18 protein-coding genes and 2 tRNA genes are annotated in these 22,498 nt (G+C 55.0%); 10 read left to right on the plus strand and 10 right to left on the minus strand.

Annotated features, from left to right (window positions below; all coding sequences use genetic code 11):
• Positions 1-590 precede the first annotated feature (590 nt).
• Complete coding sequence (locus tag Q1Q75_RS19745) at positions 591-1,670, minus strand: hypothetical protein (protein ID WP_300674284.1); 1,080 nt, start codon at positions 1,668-1,670, stop codon at positions 591-593.
• A gap of 467 nt (positions 1,671-2,137) precedes the next feature.
• On the opposite strand from Q1Q75_RS19745, the gene Q1Q75_RS19750 reads away from it, so the two are divergent.
• Positions 2,138-3,703 (plus strand): FAD-dependent oxidoreductase, encoded by a 1,566-nt coding sequence (locus Q1Q75_RS19750; RefSeq protein ID WP_300674287.1) that lies wholly within the window; start codon positions 2,138-2,140, stop codon positions 3,701-3,703.
• Positions 3,704-3,918: 215 nt separating this feature from the next.
• Positions 3,919-4,509, plus strand: coding sequence for a class I SAM-dependent methyltransferase (locus tag Q1Q75_RS19755; protein ID WP_300674290.1), 591 nt, complete (start codon positions 3,919-3,921; stop codon positions 4,507-4,509).
• 30 nt (positions 4,510-4,539) lie between these two features.
• On the opposite strand, the gene Q1Q75_RS19760 is transcribed toward Q1Q75_RS19755, so the two are convergent.
• Together Q1Q75_RS19760 and Q1Q75_RS19765 are read right to left on the minus strand one after the other, a co-directional pair.
• Positions 4,540-5,934 (minus strand): HAMP domain-containing sensor histidine kinase, encoded by a 1,395-nt coding sequence (locus Q1Q75_RS19760; RefSeq protein ID WP_300674292.1) that lies wholly within the window; start codon positions 5,932-5,934, stop codon positions 4,540-4,542.
• Complete coding sequence (locus Q1Q75_RS19765) at positions 5,912-6,589, minus strand: response regulator transcription factor (protein WP_300674295.1); 678 nt, start codon at positions 6,587-6,589, stop codon at positions 5,912-5,914. Before Q1Q75_RS19765 ends, Q1Q75_RS19760 begins: the two co-directional genes overlap by 23 nt.
• Before the next feature lie 384 nt (positions 6,590-6,973).
• Here Q1Q75_RS19765 and Q1Q75_RS19770 point away from each other — a divergent pair, with 384 nt between their 5' ends.
• The 4 genes from Q1Q75_RS19770 to Q1Q75_RS22655 all read left to right on the plus strand — a co-directional run bounded on the left by Q1Q75_RS19770 (position 6,974) and on the right by Q1Q75_RS22655 (position 10,711).
• Positions 6,974-7,576 (plus strand): tetratricopeptide repeat protein, encoded by a 603-nt coding sequence (locus Q1Q75_RS19770; RefSeq protein ID WP_300674298.1) that lies wholly within the window; start codon positions 6,974-6,976, stop codon positions 7,574-7,576.
• On the plus strand, positions 7,576-8,910 hold the full coding sequence (locus Q1Q75_RS19775) for a cytochrome c biogenesis protein ResB (protein WP_300674299.1): 1,335 nt from the start codon (positions 7,576-7,578) through the stop codon (positions 8,908-8,910). Before Q1Q75_RS19770 ends, Q1Q75_RS19775 begins: the two co-directional genes overlap by 1 nt.
• A gap of 383 nt (positions 8,911-9,293) precedes the next feature.
• Complete coding sequence (gene ccsB / locus Q1Q75_RS19780; protein WP_300674301.1) at positions 9,294-10,109, plus strand: c-type cytochrome biogenesis protein CcsB; 816 nt, start codon at positions 9,294-9,296, stop codon at positions 10,107-10,109.
• 197 nt (positions 10,110-10,306) lie between these two features.
• Positions 10,307-10,711, plus strand: a complete 405-nt coding sequence (locus Q1Q75_RS22655; protein WP_366945268.1) for an Abi family protein — start codon at positions 10,307-10,309, stop codon at positions 10,709-10,711.
• A gap of 698 nt (positions 10,712-11,409) precedes the next feature.
• On the opposite strand, the gene Q1Q75_RS19785 is transcribed toward Q1Q75_RS22655, so the two are convergent.
• The 7 genes from Q1Q75_RS19785 to Q1Q75_RS19815 form a co-directional block, all read right to left on the minus strand.
• The gene (locus Q1Q75_RS19785; RefSeq protein ID WP_300674303.1) at positions 11,410-13,065 is read right to left on the minus strand and encodes an FAD-dependent oxidoreductase; all 1,656 of its coding nucleotides are present in this window, start codon (positions 13,063-13,065) and stop codon (positions 11,410-11,412) included.
• A gap of 335 nt (positions 13,066-13,400) precedes the next feature.
• Positions 13,401-15,812, minus strand: coding sequence for a cytochrome ubiquinol oxidase subunit I (locus Q1Q75_RS19790; protein WP_300674306.1), 2,412 nt, complete (start codon positions 15,810-15,812; stop codon positions 13,401-13,403).
• Complete coding sequence (locus tag Q1Q75_RS19795) at positions 15,809-16,807, minus strand: hypothetical protein (protein WP_300674308.1); 999 nt, start codon at positions 16,805-16,807, stop codon at positions 15,809-15,811. The genes Q1Q75_RS19790 and Q1Q75_RS19795 overlap by 4 nt, the downstream gene beginning before the upstream one ends.
• A gap of 193 nt (positions 16,808-17,000) precedes the next feature.
• Positions 17,001-17,339 (minus strand): cytochrome c3 family protein, encoded by a 339-nt coding sequence (locus Q1Q75_RS19800; protein ID WP_300674311.1) that lies wholly within the window; start codon positions 17,337-17,339, stop codon positions 17,001-17,003.
• A gap of 17 nt (positions 17,340-17,356) precedes the next feature.
• Positions 17,357-17,512 (minus strand): rubredoxin-like domain-containing protein, encoded by a 156-nt coding sequence (locus tag Q1Q75_RS19805; RefSeq protein ID WP_300674314.1) that lies wholly within the window; start codon positions 17,510-17,512, stop codon positions 17,357-17,359.
• Positions 17,513-17,587: 75 nt separating this feature from the next.
• Positions 17,588-17,962, minus strand: a complete 375-nt coding sequence (locus Q1Q75_RS19810; RefSeq protein ID WP_300674316.1) for a desulfoferrodoxin — start codon at positions 17,960-17,962, stop codon at positions 17,588-17,590.
• 411 nt (positions 17,963-18,373) lie between these two features.
• Positions 18,374-20,071: an acyl-CoA dehydrogenase family protein gene (locus Q1Q75_RS19815; protein ID WP_300674318.1), complete on the minus strand. Its 1,698-nt coding sequence runs from the start codon at positions 20,069-20,071 to the stop codon at positions 18,374-18,376.
• A 436-nt stretch (positions 20,072-20,507) separates the two neighbouring features.
• Here Q1Q75_RS19815 and Q1Q75_RS19820 point away from each other — a divergent pair, with 436 nt between their 5' ends.
• The 4 genes from Q1Q75_RS19820 to Q1Q75_RS19835 form a co-directional block, all read left to right on the plus strand.
• Positions 20,508-21,662 carry a TetR family transcriptional regulator gene (locus tag Q1Q75_RS19820; protein WP_300674320.1) on the plus strand — a complete coding sequence of 385 codons (1,155 nt, stop codon included), beginning with the start codon at positions 20,508-20,510 and terminating at the stop codon, positions 21,660-21,662.
• A 405-nt stretch (positions 21,663-22,067) separates the two neighbouring features.
• Positions 22,068-22,142 (plus strand) — tRNA-Gly (locus Q1Q75_RS19825).
• An 8-nt stretch (positions 22,143-22,150) separates the two neighbouring features.
• Positions 22,151-22,225, plus strand: a tRNA-Cys gene (locus tag Q1Q75_RS19830).
• Positions 22,226-22,279: 54 nt separating this feature from the next.
• Positions 22,280-22,498, plus strand: a 219-nt coding sequence (locus Q1Q75_RS19835; protein ID WP_300674323.1) for a hypothetical protein, incomplete at its 3' end; no start/stop codon positions are given.

Below are 22,498 nucleotides of genomic sequence, written 5' to 3' on the forward strand. Positions count from 1 at the left end.
TAATCGGTGCGGGAGCCGCACCCTACCATTACCCCGACACCTCCGGTTCCCGCGCGTAGGGTGCGGCTCCCGCACCTTCTAACGTAACGCAAGACACCGGCCTGTTCTCCTGAAACATTTCCCCACCACGGGCAACCCCATGAAAAAGCGGTGTTGGGTTTTTGGGAGGTAATCGGTGCGGGAGCCGCACCCTACCATTCCCCCTGCACCTCCGGGTTTCCGAGTGTAGGGTGCGGCTCCCGCACCTTCTAACGTAACGCAAGCCACCGGCCTTTTCTCCTGATCCATTTCACCATCACAGGCCACCGCAAGAAAAACGGTGTTGGGTTTTTGGGAGGTAAGCGGTGCGGAAGCCGCACCCTACCATTCCCCCTGCACCTCCGGGTTCCCGAGCGTAGGGTGCGGCCCCCGCACCTTCTAACGTAACGCAAGCCTCCGGCCTGTTCTTCTGAACCATTTCAACATATCGGACCACCGCAAGAATAAGCGATGTTGGGCTTTTGGGCGGTAAACGGTGCGCACGGCGCACCCTACCATTACCCCGATACCTCTGGGTTCCCAAGCGCTGGGTGCGTCAACACCATTCAAGGTTATTGAGGGGCCAACACGGGTTTCATCTTCTCAGTCGCCAGCAGCTGCTCAAGCAGCCGGGGCCACTCAATGCTCCCTTCGTCAAAAGCAAAGGTCCCGCCCTCGTCAGATTGCCTGGAAAGAAGAGTCCCCGTGTCCACATCAAATCGAGACACACCGACGCGCAGGAACCCTTTGTATATACCCAAAAACCCAGTGGATGTTTCAGCGTTGGCTTTTATCCACACCAGATGCTTCGATCGAAATTCCCGGGCCAGAAACAGGCAATCGTGGGTGCCACGGCAAGGGGTATCAAGATAGACAGCGCCGTTGGCTTCGGCCAGGGCGCGAAGGCGAAAGGCAAGGGCTGTCCTTAATTCCAATGTGCCGGAGAACACCCAGAGGGTTCGATCATGTCCGTTTTGCTCCAGTTCGGTTTTTCGCCGGGCAAAAAGCTCACTGAGGTGAGATTTATTGCCCGCATCCCTGGGCAGGACGGAAAAATCCACATCGCTTAAACGAGCTGTGGCATCGACAATCCAACGCAGCTTCTGGGCCGGGGTGGCCGCTGACTCATCCACGGTAAGCTGATAGAGCCCCTTGGCCTGCTTCAAGGCAATGAGATTATCGGCCACTTCCCGCTTGATCTTCAGCCGCATCCAGAAAATACAGGTCGAAGGGTCCATGTAGTACCCGGCCTCTTTAACCTCCGTCAACGTAAGACTGGATGCCACCCGAAGATGCCTTGTGACAGCCCGACTCGCCAATGTCTCCCCCCCCGCGATTTGCTCCTGGCTCTCAGTCACCTCCAGGCTGCTTTCAATGGTCACCTGTATCTGGTGAATCAGGTTCTCCAAGGCCATGGCCTTTGCTCGAAACTTTTGAGGCGTAAAGCCTTCGGCAAAGGGAGCCGAAGAGCCCACACCCACATAGTACCCATCAAGGAGCGCCACATCGTGAACCCAACACGGCAGCGGTGAGACATCCATCGTACAATAAGGCATATCCAGAACCTTCGCCCCCCCCATGCACCCGGCTAAAACGAGCAAGGTCAACAGGAAAAGGAGGGCAAGGCAAACCATCGGGCGGCGAATGTTCATTCGTCTCTCCAGAGTGTATTTCACGCGATAAAAGCCATTCATACTTTTCAAGCCATCATAAGGGGGACACACGCCCACAAAAACAAACCTGACGAAGTCAGGTGGTACGTCTATTTAAAAAAAACAGGTGTTCCATGTTTTAAACAAAGCAATAAACGATTGTAAACCATGACGTCATCCAGAGCGCTCCCTTTATAATGCATCAAAATAACGCTTCCGGCTGCATTTAATACAGCTTCAGGGCTGACAATACCGTTTTCCCAAATAATCCGCTGAGGCAAACGCCTCATGTTTGACATGCCCGCCTCTGACTTGCGGCCTCGTTACCGGTGGCATGCTTTTCCCGCCCTTCCCTCAATCTCGCACTTGACAACAGGCCTCAAAACCCTGATAACCCGAATGCTTCTTACAGAAACAAAAAAGACGGACGGGCCTCTTTCCGTTCTGTACAAACACATGGAGCCCTCATGGAGCCAAAAATCATAGAAATTCGAGTCACCCCGGAAAAAATCAACAACCCCGAGGCTGTCAAAAAAAGCCTGATGTCAAAATACGGGCCGTGCGATGAAGAGACGTTTACTTACAGGGTGCTGAAGAGATCTATCGACGGCAGGGGATGGGAACCTCGATTTTCGATTCGGGCCGAGGTCGCCGAAGGAGAACTTCCCGAGCCTACGGCCAGTCGCCCCTTTAACCCGGTCCCCCTCACAGACAAAAAGGTTATCGTGGTCGGCGCGGGTCCATCTGGATACTTTGCGGCCCTTCGCCTGCTGGAGATGGGCATCCGCCCCTTGGTCCTCGAACGGGGAAAGGATGTTCGAACCCGACGATTCGACCTGAAAAAGATCTATTCAGAAGGCCATGTCAACCCCAACTCCAACTACTGTTTTGGAGAGGGCGGAGCCGGGACTTACTCCGACGGTAAACTCTATACGCGTTCCAGTAAACGAGGGGATGTTGCCCGGGTTCTGGATCTCTTCATAGACCACGGGGCGTTGGACTCCATCCGCATCGACGCACACCCCCACCTGGGCTCAAACGTGCTCCCACGAATTGTCCGGGCCATGCGGGAGAACATCCTGAAGGCCGGAGGAGAGGTTCGCTTTGACACCCACGTCCACTCCTTCGTGATGGAAGAAAATCGCATGACCGGTGTGGTCCTTGACAACGGAGAGACCCTGACGGCTGATGCCGTCATCCTTGCAACCGGCCACTCGGCCCGGGATATCTACCGGCAGCTCCACGCCCAGGAAATCCGAATCGAAGCCAAGCCCTTTGCCTTAGGCGTTCGCATCGAACACCCCCAAACACTCATTGACGAGATTTTCTATAAAACAAAGACGCGCCATCCCAACCTGCCCGCCGCAAGCTATCGCATTGCCTGTCAGGTCAAAGGCCGAGGCGTCTTCTCTTTCTGCATGTGCCCCGGAGGCTTTGTCGTACCCGCTGCCACGGCCCCCGGCGAGCTGGTACTTAACGGCATGAGCCTCTCCCACCAAAGCGCTGAATACGCCAACGCAGGCCTTGTGGCTGAAGTCCGCCTTGCCGACCTCGCAAAGGATACAGACGCGCATCCCCTGGCTGCCCTTGAATTCCAAGAGGCGATAGAGCGGAAAATCTTCCAGGCAGGGGACGGCACCACCCAGAAAGCCCCAGCCCAGCGCGTGGAGGACTTTTTACAGAACCGCCCGTCTACATCCCTGCACAAGACCTCGTACCTCCCAGGCCTTTACCCCACAAACCTCCACGATCTTCTCCCCTCCTTCGTGGCGGAAAGCATCGCCGAAGGCCTTCAAAACTTTGGCCAGAAATTCAAAGGATTCGACCACCCCGATGCCACCCTCATCGCCGTGGAATCCCGCACCAGTTCTCCGGTCCGCATTCCCCGTGAACGCGACACCTTCATGCACCCCGACACCCCCGGCCTCTTCCCCACCGGCGAAGGAGCGGGCTACGCAGGGGGCATTATCTCCGCCGCCATGGACGGCCTCAACGTGGCCGAAGCCGTGGGACGATGGGTGGAAAAAGAGTAAAAACCATGCCGGGACGCAGGGACTCCCGGCCTTCAGGCTGTCTTTAGCGGCGCAGCGATTTTCACCTTTCACGATGACATTCACGGCACAAAAAAGGCGCATTCCAATGGAATGCGCCTTGATGGTTTTCGGTCCCGGCAGCCCGTGAGAAGGCCAATCCAAGATCTTTATTTTCATAAAATATTTTTCGGTTCACCAACCATTCGGAGACACAGATGTCCCTTCAAGGCATTGTCCATATTGCCCAGCAAACCATGCAACGTTTTCTCACGCCCGGTGATATCGTCGTAGACGCCACCGTGGGTGCAGGCTACGACACCAGCTTCCTCGCCAAAAGTGTGGGACCCAAAGGCCACGTCTACGGGTTTGACGTGCAGGAGGAGGCCCTGACCCGAGCCACGGACACCCTCTTAAAAGCGGACCTCATGGACCGGGTCACCCTCTTCAACGCAGGCCATGAGACCATGGCTGATCACCTGCCCCCTGAAACCCACGGCCTCATAAAAGCCGTCAGCTTCAACCTCGGTTACCTCCCGGCCAGCGACTCCCCGGTCACCACCCTCGCCGAGACCTCCCTGGCTGCCATCGAGACCGCCATGAAGCTCCTTCACCGCAGAGGCGTTATCTCCATCGCCATCTACGGCGGCCACCCCCAGGGCCAAATCGAACAAAAACGCCTCAAAGCGTGGGCCGCCGGCGTCTCCTACGATGAATTCCGGATCGCCTCCTACGAGTTCACCAACAAAGCCAGAAACCAGGAGACCCTCCTGCTCATGGAACGCGCAAGGCCCCAAACCAGGGGATAATCCCCAGGGAATAAAGGTTCAAAACATTTGCTAACCCGGCAGCACCACGGTAAACAGCGCCCCCTGGCCGTCTCTGCTCTCTACATGGACTTCGCCGTGATGGGCGGCCACAATGCCTTTCACCAGGCTGAGGCCAAGGCCCAAGCCTTTTTCCGAACGGCTGCGATCGCCCCGGAAGAGGCGGTCCCAGATGCGGGGAAGGTCTTCGGGGGGGATGCCGGGGCCGGAGTCTTCGATTTCGATACAAATCGCATCCCCATTCCGGCGCGCGGCCAATCGAACGGTCTTCCCTTCGGGGGTAAACTTCACGGCGTTGTCGAGGATATTGGCCAGGGCCTGGCTCAGGCGATGGGGATCGATGGTGGCCACAAGCCCGCTTTCTATATCTGCTGTAATCACCACCTCTTTTTCTTCAGCCACAAACCGATACATCTCGACAATGGTCTCGATAAGCCGGGTGAGATCATTCTCACAGGCGGTGATACGAAGCATGCCGGTTTCCGCTTCGGAAACGTCCATGAGGGTGGTGAGAAGGCTTAGGATGCGATCGGACTCTTCGATGCCTTTTTCAAGGGCCAGCCTGAGCAACGAGGGGTCGTTGCCGTCCCTTAGAGCCATCTCTGAAACATTGCGCAGACGGGTCATGGGGGTGCGGAGGTCATGAGCGACGTCATCCAGGGAGTTCTCCATGCTGGTAATGAGTCGATGAATACTGTCCAGCATGCTGTTAAACAGACCGGCCAGTTCGTCGAGTTCGTCACCGGTATGGGCCCTTTCGACCCGGGCATCCATGGTGCCTGCGTCAATGGACCGGACCGTCTTGATAATGGCACGCAGGGGCCGTAAGGTCCGACGGGAGAGAAAGAGGCCGCCGCCCAGGCCCAGGGCAAACAAGGGGAGCATCACCACAAGAAAGATCTTGCGAAACTGGCTCAAGATCTCCTGGCGTCGCTGGCTGCTCATGCCCACCTGCACCCGATTGCCCCGCGGGGTCAGAGGACCGGAGAGAACATCCAGCACGTAAGTGCCTTTCCGGCAGGTGAGGGTCTGCCACCCCTGGCAATCGTGACAACTCCGGGAAAGGATTTCCAGATCAAAATCTTTCCAGCTGTCTCGGGAAAAAATATGGCGGGTGTGGTTGGCCCTGTCCGCCACGCGGATAAAAAGAGGCCGGGAGCGGCGTTCACTGCCGAGCTCATCCACATACCGATTGAGTGCGGTGACACCCCCGATATCATAAAGGGTCTGCACCTCCCGAAGTTCAAGTTGAATCTCTTCGTAATCCTGGCCCCTCAGGGTCGCCCCGAGGAAAAGATAAGCCAGGGCAAACAGAAGGGCCGAGCTTCCGATAAAGATCGCGGAGTACCACGCCCCGACTCGAAACCCCAAAGTACGCGTCATATTACGCAGGTGTTTTAAGGACATACCCCACCCCTCGGATGGTGTGGATCATCTTGGCGTCAAACGCTTTGTCCACCTTGTTTCTCAGGCGACAGACAAGCACATCCACCACATTGGTCTGAGGGTCAAAATGCAGGTCCCACACATGCTCCAGAATCATGGTTTTAGACACCGGTCGCTCTGCGTTTCGCATGAGGTACTCCAGAAGCGAGAACTCACGGGGTTGAAGGTCCAACACCGTATCGCCGCGCTTAACGCCCCGTTTCAGGAGGTCCATGAAGAGATCCCCCACAGTGAGGGTAGAGGCTTCCGCCACCCCGCCGGACCGCCGAATCAGCGCCTGAATACGCACCAGAAGCTCAGAAAACGCGAAAGGCTTGACCATGTAGTCATCCCCCCCGCGCTGAATGCCCCGCACCCGATCGTCCACTGAACGCCGGGCGCTTAAAATCAGCACCGGGGTGTTCACCCGTTTCTTCCGCATGGTCTCGATAATTTCAAGCCCATCGCACCCAGGCAGCATGATATCGATCACGGCCGCATCGTAGGGCTCTGCCAGGGCGAGGACCAACCCGTCATCCCCCCGGAAAGCCGTGTCCACGGCAAACCCCTCCTGCCGAAGGCCTTTGGCAATAAACCCGGCAATCTCTTCATCATCTTCAACAATCAATATCCGCATAGAGGTGTCCTAATATCTTGATTAAAGGTACCGGAAAAATAAACGCACAAAAAAACAATGCCTCCGGCATGCCTGCTTTTTTTTTATTATTTATTCATTGATAGAGCGCAACGACTCCTCGAACGAAGAACGAAGCACAAAGAACGTTTTAAATAACCCACCCGCCAACCATACCCTAAAAAAGCCCCCCTGCCCTGTCAACGAACCCGGCCATCCTTTCATAAATGTAATTTCCGGGTAAGGTTTCGGCAACATGACTTCGCTATGGTACGTGGGCGGTAAAGACCGGTGGCGTTGCCTGAGGGAAAACCCTCATGAATCAGCGCATACGACCGCTTAACTCTTAAATCGGCACATGGCCACAGACTTCAGGAACCCATCCCCATGACGGAAAAAAATGACAGTCCAGGGCAGATCGTCCAAACCCGGACCTCCCCTCTTCTTCTCATTCTGGTCCTTGCCATCGGATTTATCTCTGGGGTGGCCTTCTCCGCCTGGAAACTGAAATCCCCCGCCTATAAAACGTCCAACCCCCAGGAAACCAACAAGATATCACAAATGGCCCAGGCATTGGAGGCGCAAATTGCCAAAGCCCCTCAGAACGCGGACCTGCTGGTCCGTCTCGGCAACACCTACTTTGACATGGACCAATACCCCGGAGCCATCGACGCCTACCAACGCGCCCTGGCCCTCATCCCCGGCAATTCGAACATCCTCACCGATCTCGGAATCATGTACCGCAGGAACGGGCAACCCCTGCAAGCGGTTGACGCCTTTAATGAGGCGATCTCGGCCGACAAAGCCCATGAGAACGCCTACCTCAACAAGGGCATCGTCCTGATGTACGATCTCAAAAAACGGGAAGAGGCCATGGCAACCTGGGAAGCCCTTCGGGAGATCAATCCCCTGGCCATGGCAGGAAACCAATCCATCGATGAGCTCATCGCTCATTTCAGGGACGACCACGACAAAGAGGGAAAAAAATAATGTCTCGTTTTCTGTCCCCCATCACCGACGTCTTCAAATCGGTCCGCCTGACCGTTGTCCTTCTGCTTTTTCTGGCCGGTACCTCGGTCCTGGGGACCCTGATTCCCCAGAACAAACACGCAGCCGACTACATCCAGACCTTTGGCGAGCCCCTCTACCGGCTCTTCCACATCCTGGATTTAACGGACATGTACAGCGCCTGGTGGTTTGTCCTGCTGATCCTCCTGCTCACCACCAATATGCTCGTCTGCACGGTCAGCCGGTTTCGCACCACCCGGAGAATGGCCTTTGGAAAAGGGTTTAAAGGGTTCTCCTCACTCCCAGTTCAGGCAAGTGCTGCCTTCGAGCGCGCCCCGGAAACCCTCGAAGCGCCGCTTCAGGAAGCCCTCAAAAAACGATTTGCTACCCGGAGAAAACTCGTCACCGCCACCGGCTGCGCCTTTGAAGCGGAGAAAGGGCGCTGGACCCGCATCGGAGCGGACGTGGTCCACGCGGGCATCCTCACCCTGCTGGCAGGTGCCCTGCTCGGAATGCTCTTCGGATATGACGGATTTGTAAACGTCCCGGAAGGTGACACCGTCAGCGCCATCACCCTTCGCAACACAAACGAAAAAAAGCCCCTGGATTTTTCTGTTCGGTGCAACAACTTCAGCCTCAGCCACTACGACTCGGGCAGCGTCAAGGAATACCGTTCCAGCCTCACCATCCTTGAAGACGGGAACGAGGTCCTGACCCAGGAGATCATCGTCAACCAGCCCCTCTCTTATAAAGGCCTCACCTTCTATCAGTCCAGCTATGGCTCCATGGGCGCCAGGGATTTCACCTTCGCCTTTACCGAAAAGGCCTCGGGAAAGGTAATCAAAAAGCCTCTGGATATCGGGGAATCTGTCTCCTTTGCCCCCGGCAGAACCTTCACCTTTGACAGGTACAAATCAAACCATGCGTTCAAAGGAAGGGCGGTGGGCGAAGCCGTCATCGGCACCCTCACCGATCAGGAATCCTCCCGGGAGGTGGTGCTCCTCTCCCGCTTCTCAAACTACGACAAGATGCGCAAAGGCGAGTGGGTTCTCTCCATCGCAGGCCATGAGCACGCCTACTACACGGGCCTCCAGGTCACCCGAGACCCCGGCGTTGGCCTGGTCTACACCGGCTTTCTCCTCATGATCACAGGCTGCTTCGTCGCCTTCTTCATGGGCCATAAAAAAATTCGCGTTGAGGTGACCCCCACCCCAGAGGGCTCCATCGTCACCGTCTCCGGCGCTGCCCCGAAAAACAAAGTGTGGGTCAAACGCTATGCCGAACAGCTGCTGGAAGGGATGGGAAGGGAAAGATAAAAAAAAGCCTCCGGCGGCAAGGTGTGCCACCTTGAAAGCGGGTTGCGAATGCTCCCCCCTTCGTTCCTCAGGGCGATCACATTCGCTGATGGGATCGCCAGTAACCTAAGGTGCCATGACGGCAATTGATGGTTAAAACATGTTTGTCAAACCCCGCGCGTAAAATTGGCAAAAGTTTGACCTTCGGCGGTGAGAGTCAGGCAAAAGCACATCGGACAGCATTCGCGTGGGGGATAAGGGCCTGCAGAAGCCTCAGGAGCTTCGGCTTATAACCCATTGACTGATTTTCACCATAAAAAATATGACCGCCAGGGCTGTACTATGAACCCAGGCTCTCGCACCAAATTTATTATTTCAAGACTGACACTCCGGAGAAAAGAAATATGACCAGCTCCCTGCTCATATCCATCGCGACCTTTGTCTACGGCCTTTCCGCCCTGCTCTACTTTTGCGCATGGATTTTTAAAACAGAAAAACTTGATCTGCCAGCCACAGGCCTCGCCGCCACGGGCTTAGGAATCAACACGGCGGGATTTCTGCTTCGCTGGTCCGAGTCCTACGCCATCGGCATCGGACGAATTCCCCTCTCCAACCTGTATGAGTCCCTGGTCTTTTACGGCCTCGCCATCGCGGCGCTCTACCTGATCCTTGAACGGCTCATGAAGATCCGCATCGCCGGCGGCTTTGCCCTCACCTTCTCCTTTCTGGCCCTGGCCTACGCCTCCCTCTCCCCCAACGTGGGCTCCCAGATCCGCCCCCTGATGCCCGCGTTAAAGAGCAACTGGCTCACCGCCCATGTCATGACCTGCTTCGTGGGATACGCAGCCTTCACCCTCTCCTTTGCCTTGAGCCTCCTCTTCCTCTTCCGCTCCGGCAAAGAAGACTCCGATGGCAGCGCCTTCGACATCGACGAGACCTCCCACCAGATGATCCTTTTGGGCTTTCTCTTCCTCTCCATCGGCATCATCACAGGCGCGGTCTGGGCCAACTCCGCCTGGGGCCGCTACTGGGGGTGGGACCCCAAAGAGACCTGGTCCCTCATCACCTGGTTCATTTACGCATCCCTGATCCATGTCCGCCTCGTCCGCGGCTGGAATGGCAAAAAAACCGCCATCCTCTCCCTTGTCGGCTTCGCCGCCGTCATGTTCACCTATTTCGGCGTCAACCTGCTGCCGGGACTGCACAGCTACGGGGCATAGTGATTCATACTTTGACACCAGTCCAGACTTAACATATGCTTTATTCAATCGCGCCCACTCCTCTGATTCAGACTTGTTCTGGATTACGTTTGGGCCTTCTTTTTTTCTGCCTCTCAGAATATAAAATGCCCCCTTCAAAGCTTACGAAACCCCACAATAGCTATCAGAATCTTGTAAAGATTCTCGAACGGCGTGGAATGATCATCAACGACCCCTTTCGTTCAGAAAGGAAACTATCCCAAGTAGGATATTACAGACTCAGCGGCTTTTCATACCCATGCCGAATAATTGAGCGAGATCCCACAACCAACGAAGCCATACTCAATCCGCAGACAGGTCGGCCTCAAAGACTTGATCAATTCATGCCCGAAACAGCCTTCGATGCCATCTTCTCACTCTACCTTTTCGACAAAAAACTTCGTTTACTTTGCAACTATTCAGCTTGCCTTCGCCAGATCGGTTCGAGGCAAATTCCAGAAAGGTTCAAATGCCAACCCGTCACGTCTTTTCATCACCGCGTAGGGTGCGGCTCCCGCACCTTCTACCGTAGAGAGGACCATCGGCCTCGCAAGTTAACGATGGCCACGAGTCTTAGTTCATAATGCGGTGTTTCCGGTTTACGATACGCCTGACGGTGCGCACGGCGCACCCTACGCATCCACCCGGTACTTCATTATAAAAAGTTAGGATGATACGGCTCTTCCTACATGGGTTCCCGCCTGCGCGGGAAAGACGAAAATCGCAGGGTACCGTCAAACCGGCCGGGCCCACAAAGACAGAAACAGGTGCCTATCAAAAAGGCCGCCATGCTCCATGGAATCGTCTTCCCCGGCTCTTCGGGGAGTCGTTGCATACGGCCTGACCGCAACCTGAAATACCCTGCAACGCAGGAACAACCGGATGACCGGGGATCCATGCTCGGGTTACGTCACCATAAAAAGATACAACGCATACACTTTCTCACAACCACCATGGATCCCCGCCTGCGCGGGGAAGACGAAAAGCGTAGGGTGCTGTCAGGCCGGGGTCATAAAGAAAAAATGGATAGCTGAATAGTTACTACGATTTTTATGCTTCAGAAGCCTTCTATCTCCACACATGGATCCCCGATCGCTTTTCCATACAAAAGATATTGCGCATTCATACGGAAAAGCGAGTCAACTGTTTTCATTTTTTATGAAGCCGAGGATCACGATGCGGGCTGTCATGGACCACGTGTGCAACACGTCAGCGAATGTGATTACCCTATGAAACAAAGGGTGGAGCCTTCCCGAACCCGCGATACAAGGTGATACCTTTTTTACCGCATATGCTGCAACGTGGCATACCCACCGGCTACGGCTTTCACATCGTACCCGCGGTGCTTGAGAATTCGGTACCCCAGATAGCCTCGCAGGCCGATGGCGCAGAGGATAAGAACCCGTTTGGAGGGATCGATCTCGGAGATACGGCTTCGGATTTCGTCCATGGGAATATGAAGCACGTGATCAAGGGTGCCGTTCTCTTCGATTTCTTCTGCGGTGCGCACATCTAAGATCAGGTCTTTTTCGAGGTCTGCGGCAAGGGTCTCCCGGTAGTCGATCATCTCCACGTCGCCCATGAGGATGTTTCCTGCCACGTAGCCTGCGATGTTCACGGGGTCTTTGGCAGAAGAGAAAGGAGGGGCATAGGCCAATTCGAGCTCCTGAAGATCGAAAACAGTCATGCCCGCCTTGATGGCGGTGGCGATGACATCAATGCGCTTGTCCACGCCTTTGCCGCCCACGATCTGGGCACCAAGCACCTGGCCGTCGTTGGGGGTAAAGAGGAGTTTAATGCCCATCATCTCGGCACCGGGATAATAGCCCGCGTGTGAATTGGAGTGGGTCCAGCTCGCTTTAAAGGGGATGTTCGCTGCTTCCAGGCGTTTTTCGCTCATGCCGGTACAGGCAGCGTTCATGTCAAAGATCTTGGCGATGGAGGTCCCCAGGGTGCCTTTGTAAACAGAGCGTCGTCCTGAGGCGTTATCTGCGGCGATGCGTCCCTGCCGGTTGGCAGGTCCGGCCAGGGGAACCACCACCTCCGCCCCTGAGACGTAATCAAGGGTGGTCACGGCATCGCCGGTGGCCAGAATCGCAGGGTCTGAGGTCATCATAGAGGCGTCCACGCGCACACCGCCCTTCCCGGACAGGGCCAGATCGGCTGAAACCGCAAGGCTTGTCTCGGGACGAACCCCAGTCGCCAGAAGCACCAGTTCAAATTGCTTTGTCTCTGCTCCCTTCCCATTTTGCAGCATAACCGTGTAGGCCCCGTCAGCCGCTTCGATCCCCTGAACTGAAGTTGAGGTCAGCACGATGGCCCCTTTGCTTTTCACATGGGTCTCCACCACGGCCGCCATCTCCACATCCAGAGGAGGCATAATCTGGTCGGTAAGTTCAACAACGGTGGTCTCCACACCCCGTGCCACAAGGTTTTCAGCCATCTCCAGCCCGATAAATCCTGCCCCGGCCACCAGGGCCGTCTTGGGCATTTTGGCATCCACATACCGCTTGATACGATCGGTATCCGGGATATTCCGCAAGGTAAAGACACCGGGCAGATCAATCCCCTTAACGGAAGGCCGGAAAGGCTCCGCCCCGGGGGAGAGGATCAGGCGATCGTAGGCTTCCGTGGTGGTTTTTCCGGTCCTCACGTCCCGAACGTCCACCACCTTTTTTTCCCGATCGATCCCTATGACCTCGGTCCGGCTCCGAATATTCACGTTGTACCGACTGGAGAAGGACTCCTCGGTGGTGACGAGGAGGGCATCCCGCTCTGTGATCACCCCCCCGATATAATAGGGAAGCCCGCAGTTGGCAAAAGAGATGTACTCACCCCGCTCAAAGAGAACAATCTCCGCATCTTCATCCAGACGCCTTGCCCTGGCCGCCGCCGTGGCACCCCCGGCAACTCCGCCGACAATCACAATTTTACGCATACATATCTCCAGATTATTCATTCAAATTTATGATAAATTTTTGACAGCTCCCTCTGGGGTGCCATTTTTTTTAAACCGGTTACAATTTTTTCAAAAAAAAGCATGCCTCCGGCGGCCCTGCCGGAGGCCAAACTCTTGAAACGTTGGACAAAAAAAATTAAAAAAGGGCCGAACGCTCGCGCGCTTGTGACGTACGATGCCGACCCTTACCCTACACGCGAATGCGGACACGAGATGCTGAGAATACCGACAACCGTAGAGCATTCGCAAACCCGCTTTCAAGGTGGCACACCTTGCCGCCGGAGGCTGCTTTTCATGGGCTGAATAATTACAAATTATTTTGTATTCATCCCATCCCTATTTTTCAGCATCCCTGCATGATGAGCTTCATCCTCTTTTTCTTCCTCATGACAAACGGTGCAGGTAATGGAGCCCATCACCCCGGGTTGCCCCATATAGGCAAGGCTCTGATCGTTGACACCCGGCCGGGTTGCCGGGACGAGTTCGTGGGCTCTGCCGTGGCAGGCGGCGCAGGCCAAAGCCTCCATCTCGTCTTTCCTGACGCTGAATCGCTCCTCTGAAGAATCCGTCATGGCCGCTGTGCTTTTAAATGAAGCAGGCCCAAACTCCTCGTGACAGGAGAGGCAATCGGGTAACTGGGCATAGGGTTCGCGAGCTGTGACGGAACCCTCTTCTATTCCAAGGGATGCCTTCAGCCCCCTCACTTCCGGGACGGTGAAGGGTTTCAAAAGCCCTGCCGCATGGTTTCTCAAATTTGAGTGACAGTGGGTGCAGTTTCTCTTTTTCCTGTGTCGGCCCGAGAAAAAGGCCGGGGCATGGTTTGGACCGCTGCTGTGACAGAATCGGCAAGAGGTTTCGCCCTTGTCGGCCATATAGATATTGTGCCAACCGTGGATGGCAGCCGACGGAGACGGGCGATTGCCACGGTGGCACCGGGAACACATCACGAGCCTTCCCTTATCGGCATCATCGACAAAAGCGGTGCCGCTGTTTTTATCATGAGCCGCGAGAATATTCCGAGCGGTGACCTCTCCGATCCCGGTAGGGTCACGTTGCCCGCCATGGCAGTGGAAACACCCTCGGGAGGAGTCCGACTCAGGCGGTAAAGCAATCCGATTCAACACATCCCCTCCTTCCATGGCCGTCACGAGGCATTCCCCAGCAAGACTCTTTGTGTCTGCACTGGCAATCCAGGTTCCCAGATCGTCATCAAAAGCCATGGCCCACGTTTGCCCTTGGGATGACACGGCAATCTCCGGCCCATCCATCACCACCTCAGGCATGTCTCCTTTTAATATCAACACCGCCTGGATGCGATGCGTCACCGGGTCTCCCGACCTGAAGAGCGCACTGTCCAGCCGGGCATTCCCCAACGTCTGACGCCACGCCAGAAGGACGGGGGTTTGCCTTGTATCGATCGTGTCTTCCCTGGGGAGAGGTCCCTTCGGGATGCCCTGCCGTTTTGCCCCGTGTAACCCGTGGGTCAACCACCGAGAGAGAAGACGGCGCTCACGGGCGTCTCCAAAAAAGGGGGGCATATACCGGTGTAGCGTTCCCTGCCCGACCAGGGCCTGGGCCAAGCCTTCCGGGGTATACCGGGCGGTGAGGGGCTTAATATCGTTGATGAGCCCCCCCACGCTGTGGCAGGAGAGGCATTGAGCCTTGAAAAGATTGCGACCGGTGAGATGATCACCTGCGAGCCAGGAAGACCGACTTCGAAGGCCTTCAGCGTTTACCCCATCCGCATCTTCCGGGGCCATGTTGTTGGCGTAAAGCACCCCGGGAACAATCCACGGTTTCCGGGCATGTTCCCTCACCATCTCAAACAGACCCATATGAATCAGGCCGACGGCCAGAACCAAGAGAGCCAGGGGTTTGCGAACCGGCCGATGTTTCACGATCAGCATACAAAAGGCAAGCCCCATAATGCCAAGGGTGACCCAGGTAAACCCCTGAACCCGCTGAGGGATGGTGGATGCAAATTCATAGCGTCCCGCCAGATGAAAGGCGGGCACCGAAGCAAGATACAAACGACCGGAAGCGAGAACAGCCACCCCCAGGGTCACGACCCAAAGGGTATAAAACCCCAGCATCCCGTCTCTCACCTCTTTTTCTTTTGAAAATGCGGCGGTCACATACCCAAAGAGCCCGGCGGCCCAAAGGGCCATAAACGTACGAAAGACGGTGGATGGCCAGAAGCTCGGGTTAAAAAAGGCCTCCTGAAAACGGCCGGTCTCAAGCCAGGCCCCCGGGGTCAGCATAAAGCTGATGACGCCATTGATAATAAACAGGGAGAGCCAGGCCGAAATAAAATAGATCCAACCCACCCGGAGATGATCGGCCGGTTTCAGGGTATCGAAACGATACCAGTAAATCAAAAGGGCCGTAATCTCCACGGAGAAGAAGACCCACTCCGCCGCCCAGGCAAAGAGAAAAATGCCAATCAGCTTTCCAGTAGCACCAGGACTTAAGATCCCGATGGTAAACCAGATGGCGACCCCGGAGAGCCCCCCGAATACCATGGTCAACAGAAGAAAGAATCGCGTACTCCGCTTCGCATAGGCCAGCAGGGCCTCGCTCTGCCGTTTCCGGGCCCGCATTTCAGTCAAAACCAGAAACAGACCCCCGCCCACGGCAAAATGTGCCACATAGACATGCACCACGGCGATGACGGCAATCAAAAGACCTCCGCCCCCTTTGAAAAAATCGAGCACGGGATACATCATGCCTCACCTCCTTTGCGGAGCAGGCTCAGCATGTAAATCAGCGCGCCCCCTCCCAATCCCAGGGCTGCGGCAAACATGACCAACGAGCCGTAATCCGGAGGGAGCGTGGTGGTCACCACCATGATTAAGCTCTGGCGTACCTTTTCCCTGAAACAGATCATCAGGGTCAGGTTACCGCAGGCCCAGGCGGCGGCACACTTCAATCGCCCGCTCAGGTATATGAGTCCGAGCCCCCCTGCGGAGAGAAACAACAGCATCAGCGTGATCACGCCCGATCCGGACCACCGCCTGACCGTTTCGGGGAGAAGCGCGTGATGGCCCCACCCCGTTGCCATAAGAGACAAAAGAAGCCCCACGCCCAACCAAAGCCCTAATCTCCCGTCGAGTGTGCCTGCCTTACCCAGGATTCGGCCCAGAAGCAGGGCATGAAACAAGGCCGCCAGCACCACATGAAGCCATCGAAACAGGGTCTCTGCCCCGCCGGTAAAAAGAATCCATCCATGGGGAGAGTCAAAATAACGGGACCACCGAAGGGGGTTTTCCATGAGATCGATATTGCACACGAAGATAAAGGAGACAAACAGCAAAAAAAGGGCGGTGGCAATGGCCGCCAACCGCCGGGTTTCAAGGGGGGCCTGGGGTGAAATCGCCAGATATGAAAGATAATAAGCCGCCATAAGCACAAAGACGGCGCCAAGCCACCACCCGGCAATGAGAATCGAGCTCGTAAAAATAAAATCCGCCAGAAGGGCCTGACAGAAAAGCAGGGGCGCAACCCCTGTGTTGATGGTAAAGGCCATCCAGACCGGCAATCTGGGCGTATTTACCGCCTTGCCATCAGAAAGATAGAGCCCTGCAGCATAGAGCAGGACACTGCCCAAAAGGATGTTCATCACCGCCACATGGGTGGTGAGGGTCACCAAGTGAAGCCCCCTGACGATCCAGGCGGGTACCGGTAAGGCCACGCTTCCTGCGTACAGGCTATCCAACACCATCGATGCCCCCTCTTTAGAGAGTAAAATATTGAGTTCTATTATAAATAACTCATCGAGTCAAAAAAAAGACAAAAAACCTCCGGCGGCAAGGGGTTGCAAATGCGGCATGATCTCATGAGATGAATGCCCTCCCATTTCACCCATAAAAAAACCGCAGCGCTCGGCACTGCGGTTTTCTTGTCTATTTTATCTCTTAGCCGGCGGTATGACAGTCCATGCACTTGATGGGACCGCTCGCCTTGCCAGCCTTGGCCAGTGAGCGGTGACAACGTCTGCAGTTGTTCATCACCTGCTTTTTCTTCAATACCTTTTCGGCCTTCAGGCGGTCAATAGCCCCGGTTTCCTGAGGAAAAAGACCATGACAGGCCGTGCAATCCGTCAGGTTTTCCTGATGTGTCCAGTGGGGGAGTCCGACATCCCCATACTTCCCTTCCATCGGCAGCACCAAGGTCTCCGCCCCCTGACCCGCAAAGGCGTAAAGAGCCCCAGACACCAGCAGCACCATCGCCACCACAATCCCAACCTGCCTCATTCTTCCCCCTTCCTGCATCAGAGACGCTCGTCAGGTCGTTTATCTCCAATGTTCTGGGTGTAATCGATATTGTCCACAAAGGTGCATTTCCCCTTGCACGCCGGGCACTCCTCCGGAGGCTCTTTATCCTTTAACGTGTATCCACATGAGGTACATTTCCAGCTCTTTTCCATGGTTCTTCCTCCATCTTTAAGGGGACAAATCAGAAAAATTCTGTTTGGACACAACAGGGCTCAAGGCGTCACCGTTTATTTTTTCCAGAGTCCGTGCAAATTGCAGTACTCACGGGCGGTGATGTCATCGCCTTCAATCATAAAGATCGCTTCCGGGGCCTCACCGGGGCTCAGATACTGACGGTACACCTTGCCGCCGGACAGCACTTCAATCCACTGAATATAATGAGCGTCCAGCATGGGATGCGCCACTTCACCCACGGTCACGCGGACGCCCCCATCAATTTTTTCAATCACAGGGACATGTTTTTCAACGGCTGCGTCTTCCGTATTCTCCGCCAGCTGACTCATCTCCTGGCCGCAGCAGACGGGGATTGGCCCGCTTCCCACCAGCACTTCAACAATATTTCCGCACAAAGAGCACTTAAAAATCTGATTCCGTTCGATCATGACATCCTCCATGGAGTGATCAGCAGAGGTGATCTGCTGTCTTGTGGTTGCGTGAGAGGTCGCCGTCGCGGCGACAATAAAGGAGAGAGCCCAAAAGATATACAGAGAAAATTCTATTCTAATTTAAGTGGATTTTCAATTGAAATGAACGACGAAATCAATCCACTGGAGTGTTTCCGACGCAACGCACCCCGTGATTGGCAATCAAAAAATACGCATCGACGGCCAGTTTGACGCACCTTGCGCGCCCCCGAACGTCAGCCAGATCAGGTGTCGAGTAGCTCATATTCTTAGGATGATTTATCCTGGGCCATCATCCGAACCCATATAAAAAAACGGGCTGACACCTTCGTGTGCAGCCCGCTCATTTCATCTCTCTATGCCAGCCGGATAAGCCGACCACAATCGATCTTAATCCTTCATTTTATACTGGTCTTTCATCGCATAGACCTGCTCAGTCCAGATCTTGTTGAACCGCTCGGGGTTGGCGACGGGGCTCTTGACCATCTTCAGGCAATAATCTCTCTGGGCATCGCTGTTGCTGGCCTTTCCGTGAAGGGTGACGGCGAACTTGGCAAAGTCGCGGATCATCACGTCAAAGATCTCTTCAATGAGGTCATCGCTCACATCAAAGAGGGGCTTGGATTCGAGGATCAGCTGACCGTAAGCCACAAGGGTAAAGATATCCCCCACGGAGAGGAGGTAATCGATATCACGGGCCTGGGTCTTATCCGGAGACGCCTTCATGAGGTACTCTTTGAAGGTCGCAATCTGCTCTTTGAAGACGTTGACGTTGGGAAGATCCACACTGTCATAGGCAATGTTGTAGTCGTGGAACTGCACCTTGCCAAGGCCTTTGGTGGGCCCCTGGTTAAAGAGAAAATCGTCGTTGGCCGCATCGGTTCTCATGGGGATTTCAGGGAACTCTCCGGGATTGAAGAAGTAGTTCTGCATGAATTTGACGATAAGGGCCATATTCACGTGAACGGTGCCTTCAAGCTTGGGCAGCATGCGGATTTCGTGGGCAACGACTTCGAAGAAGGGCTCTTTCTCGAAGCCCTTGGCAGCAATAACATCCCAGAGAAGGTTGACCACTTCTTCACCCTGACAGGTCACCTTCATCTTCACCATGGGGTTAAAAAGGAGGTAGCGACGGTCTGTCTCGGAGGCACAGCGCATGTAATCACGGGCGCGCTCGGCGAAGAGCTTCATGGCGATGAGACGGGCATAGGCATCGGTAAAGAGACGCTTCACATGGGGAAAATCGGTGACGTACTTGCCGTAAACATATCGGTTTGCCGCATGGTCGATGGCCTCGTAGAAGACGTGGGTACACATGCCGATGGAGCCCCAGCCGAGGTTGAACTTGCAGATGTTGATGGTGTTGAGCATGTTGTCCCACGCCTTGTCCCCTTTTTCCAGGATCTCTCCTTCGGTGATGGGGTAGTCGTGGAGGGCATATTCAGAGACGTAGTTCTGCTCATTGACGGTGTTTTTCACAAGCTCGTACTTTTCATGCTTGGAATCCACCCCAAACCAGACATACTCACCGGTATCGCTCATTTTGGCGAAGGTAGACACCAGCGCCGCTTCATTGCCGTTGCCGATGTAATACTTATCACCGTTGGCCCTGTAGGTTCCGTCCCCGTTAGGGGTGAGCATCATATCGGAGGAGTAGATATCCGCGCCGTGCTCACGTTCGGAGAGTCCAAAAGCAAAGACACCTCCCTCTTGCAGCAACTTGGCGGTCTTGTGCTTCATCTCTTCGTTGGCCCCGAGAAAAACAGGCCCCAGGCCCAGCATACTCACCTGATAGGTGTACCAGTAGGTGATACCATAGAATGCCGAAATTTCGGCAAACTCAGAGTTTCGAAAGGTATCCCATCGGGAATCTTCCGCCCCGTACCCGGTGGGGGTCATGAGGGTGGCGAACACCTGCTCTTTTTTCATGAATTCGACGAATTCATGGTTCCAGGCTTTCTCATGCCAGTCTTTCTTAATGGACTTCAGCCCCTTGTTTTCGAGAAACTCGATGGTTTTGGCCATGAGATTCCGGGTCTTTTCGTCCGCATATTTCCGATCAAATTTCTGGGGATTCAGAAGCAACATTTTCTCTCCTCCTTACGTCACAAGCCAAAGCCTGCACCAAACACCAGGTTATGGAACCGCCCGCCAGGAAAATGACGGAACAAGTTCTTCTCTCCATAATTTCTGAACCATGAATCATATATTATGATTTCATACCCGCGCCATGAAACAATGTCAAGCTCCGATAACTTTATACACATTCAATCACTGGCATTAACTACCACCAACATTAATGGACTCACCAATCAGTTCTTACGGATTGTTTTGACCCTTCACGATCCTGTGGTATAGTCGCACCGAAGAGCTTACCCGATCGCCTGAGCTCCCAGAATGAAGATGCGTTGATGAAACATCACGGCGGAAAATGCCTTACAACAACGTCGCACCGTGCAGCAGATCCACATCACAAAAAGGCTGCCTGGAGCCCCCAAGACATGCCCCAGGGCTGGAGACTTTCATGAATGATGCCACGCAAAGCGAAATGAAACTGCCCCAACTCGCCAGAAAAAGCGGGCTCAGCATCTCCACCCTTTATGAATACCTGAGAAGCGGAATCCTCCATCCACCGGTGCGGCAAGGCCCCACCAAGGCCACCTACAACAAAAGTCACCTCACACGACTGAAGACGGTTCGTGACCTGCGTGAGAAGGAGAAACTCTCCCTTTCCGATATCAAACAGCGACTGAGCAGCGAAGAGGGAGAACCCGTCGAAGATGAGGTGGCCATCCGAAATCAGATCATCGACACGGCCCTGACCCTCTTCTCCCGAAAGCACTACGACAAAACCAAAATAAGCGACGTCACCAGTGCCCTTCACATGGGCAACGGTACTTTTTACCGTTACTTCACCTCCAAGGAGGAGCTCTTCCTCCATTGCCTGGAGCGCCTCCCCAAAATCATGGTCTCACGGGACGCCTGGAACGAGGTGAAACAGGAGACAGACTACATCACCCGGCTGCGCAAACGGGGCAATGCCATGCTGGGATCCTTCCACAGCTACATCGGCATGCTCAACCACACCAAACTGGTTCTGGGCGGAGAAGACGCCCATCTCGCAGACAAAGCCGCCGAGTGCCTGAAATCCCTGTGCGCCCCTTTGCGCAAAGATCTGGACCAGGCCATCGCCGAAGGCCAGGTTCGCCCCATGGACACCGACCTCGCGGCCTACCTCCTTCTCGGCATCAACGAAACCTTCGGCCATCGACTTCTCATGGACGACAGCTACGCCATCGAAGAGGGCTTTGACTTCATCGAAGATTTTCTGCGACATGCCCTGGCCTTGACCCCAACCCAGCCTGAAACACCCTTCACCCTCACCCTCCGCACCGGAGAGGCCCTTCTGATTCAGGCCCTCTCCTGCAACGGCAGGCCATACCTTGAGGGCGCCATGGGCACGGGAACTCTCCAAGTAAACTTCCAGACCCTTTCCAGCCTGTCTTTTACCCACGCCAAGGCCACCACCTTCGCTCACATCCAGACCGATAGCGGCAACACCGGCACACTGCAGGTCGACCCCGCCCATCAAATCTCCGGCACCACCGAATTGGGAGTGTACTCCATCAGGGTGGCGGATATCCTCCGCATTGATCGTGTCTCCCAGGACCGGGGCTGATCGTAAAGCCCCTTGAGATTCATGCCCATAGCCCGAAGGGTGAGAAAATCGCACAGAAAACCGAAAATGATATTTTGCATTTTTCGAGCTCCTGATTTCTTCGCCGCAACACCCTGTAATAAAACTGTATGTCCTCTTGTACTGTGGTTTCTCATGAAATGTCCGGGGCAGGTGGCGTCGTCGCCCCAGGCCTCCCCGATCCCTGCGAGAATAAATCACGGTCCGTGTTCGTGTCTTTTTTTCTGGGCGCATGATATATTGTGAACCGGGTCAAAAAAAATGAATAATCGACCTATTACAGAAGCACCGAGCTCCACCAGACCCTCACCGCCCCCATATACCGCCATCTTTTTGTTGACAGCAGACCCTCCACCGGTTAAATTCTTTTTCGCCTCAGGGCAATGAGCGGGAATAACTCAGTGGTAGAGTGCAACCTTGCCAAGGTTGACGTCGCGAGTTCAAATCTCGTTTCCCGCTCCACAAATTTCGGCGGCTTGGCCAAGTGGTAAGGCGACGGCCTGCAAAGCCGTTATTCTCCAGTTCGAATCTGGAAGCCGCCTCCAATACACAAAAAAGCCATTGACCCACAGGGTCAATGGCTTTTTTGCGTATTGGGCATGGCGAAGCCATGCAAGGCTTGCACCGCAAGACTTCAGGCGGCACCGGCGCAGCCGGAACCCGCCCAAGGTTACCGAAGCCTGCTCTCCAAGATTGCCCCGCAGCACTCTCGCGTATTGGGCATGGCGAAGCCATGCAAGGCTTGCCCCGCAACCCTTCAGGCGACCCAGCGGAGCCCGGAACCCGCCTCCCAAGTCACCGAAGGTCCCCTCTCCCCG

Origin of the sequence: Desulfoluna sp. (assembly GCF_030145185.1) — a bacterium.
GTDB lineage: Bacteria > Desulfobacterota > Desulfobacteria > Desulfobacterales > Desulfolunaceae > Desulfoluna.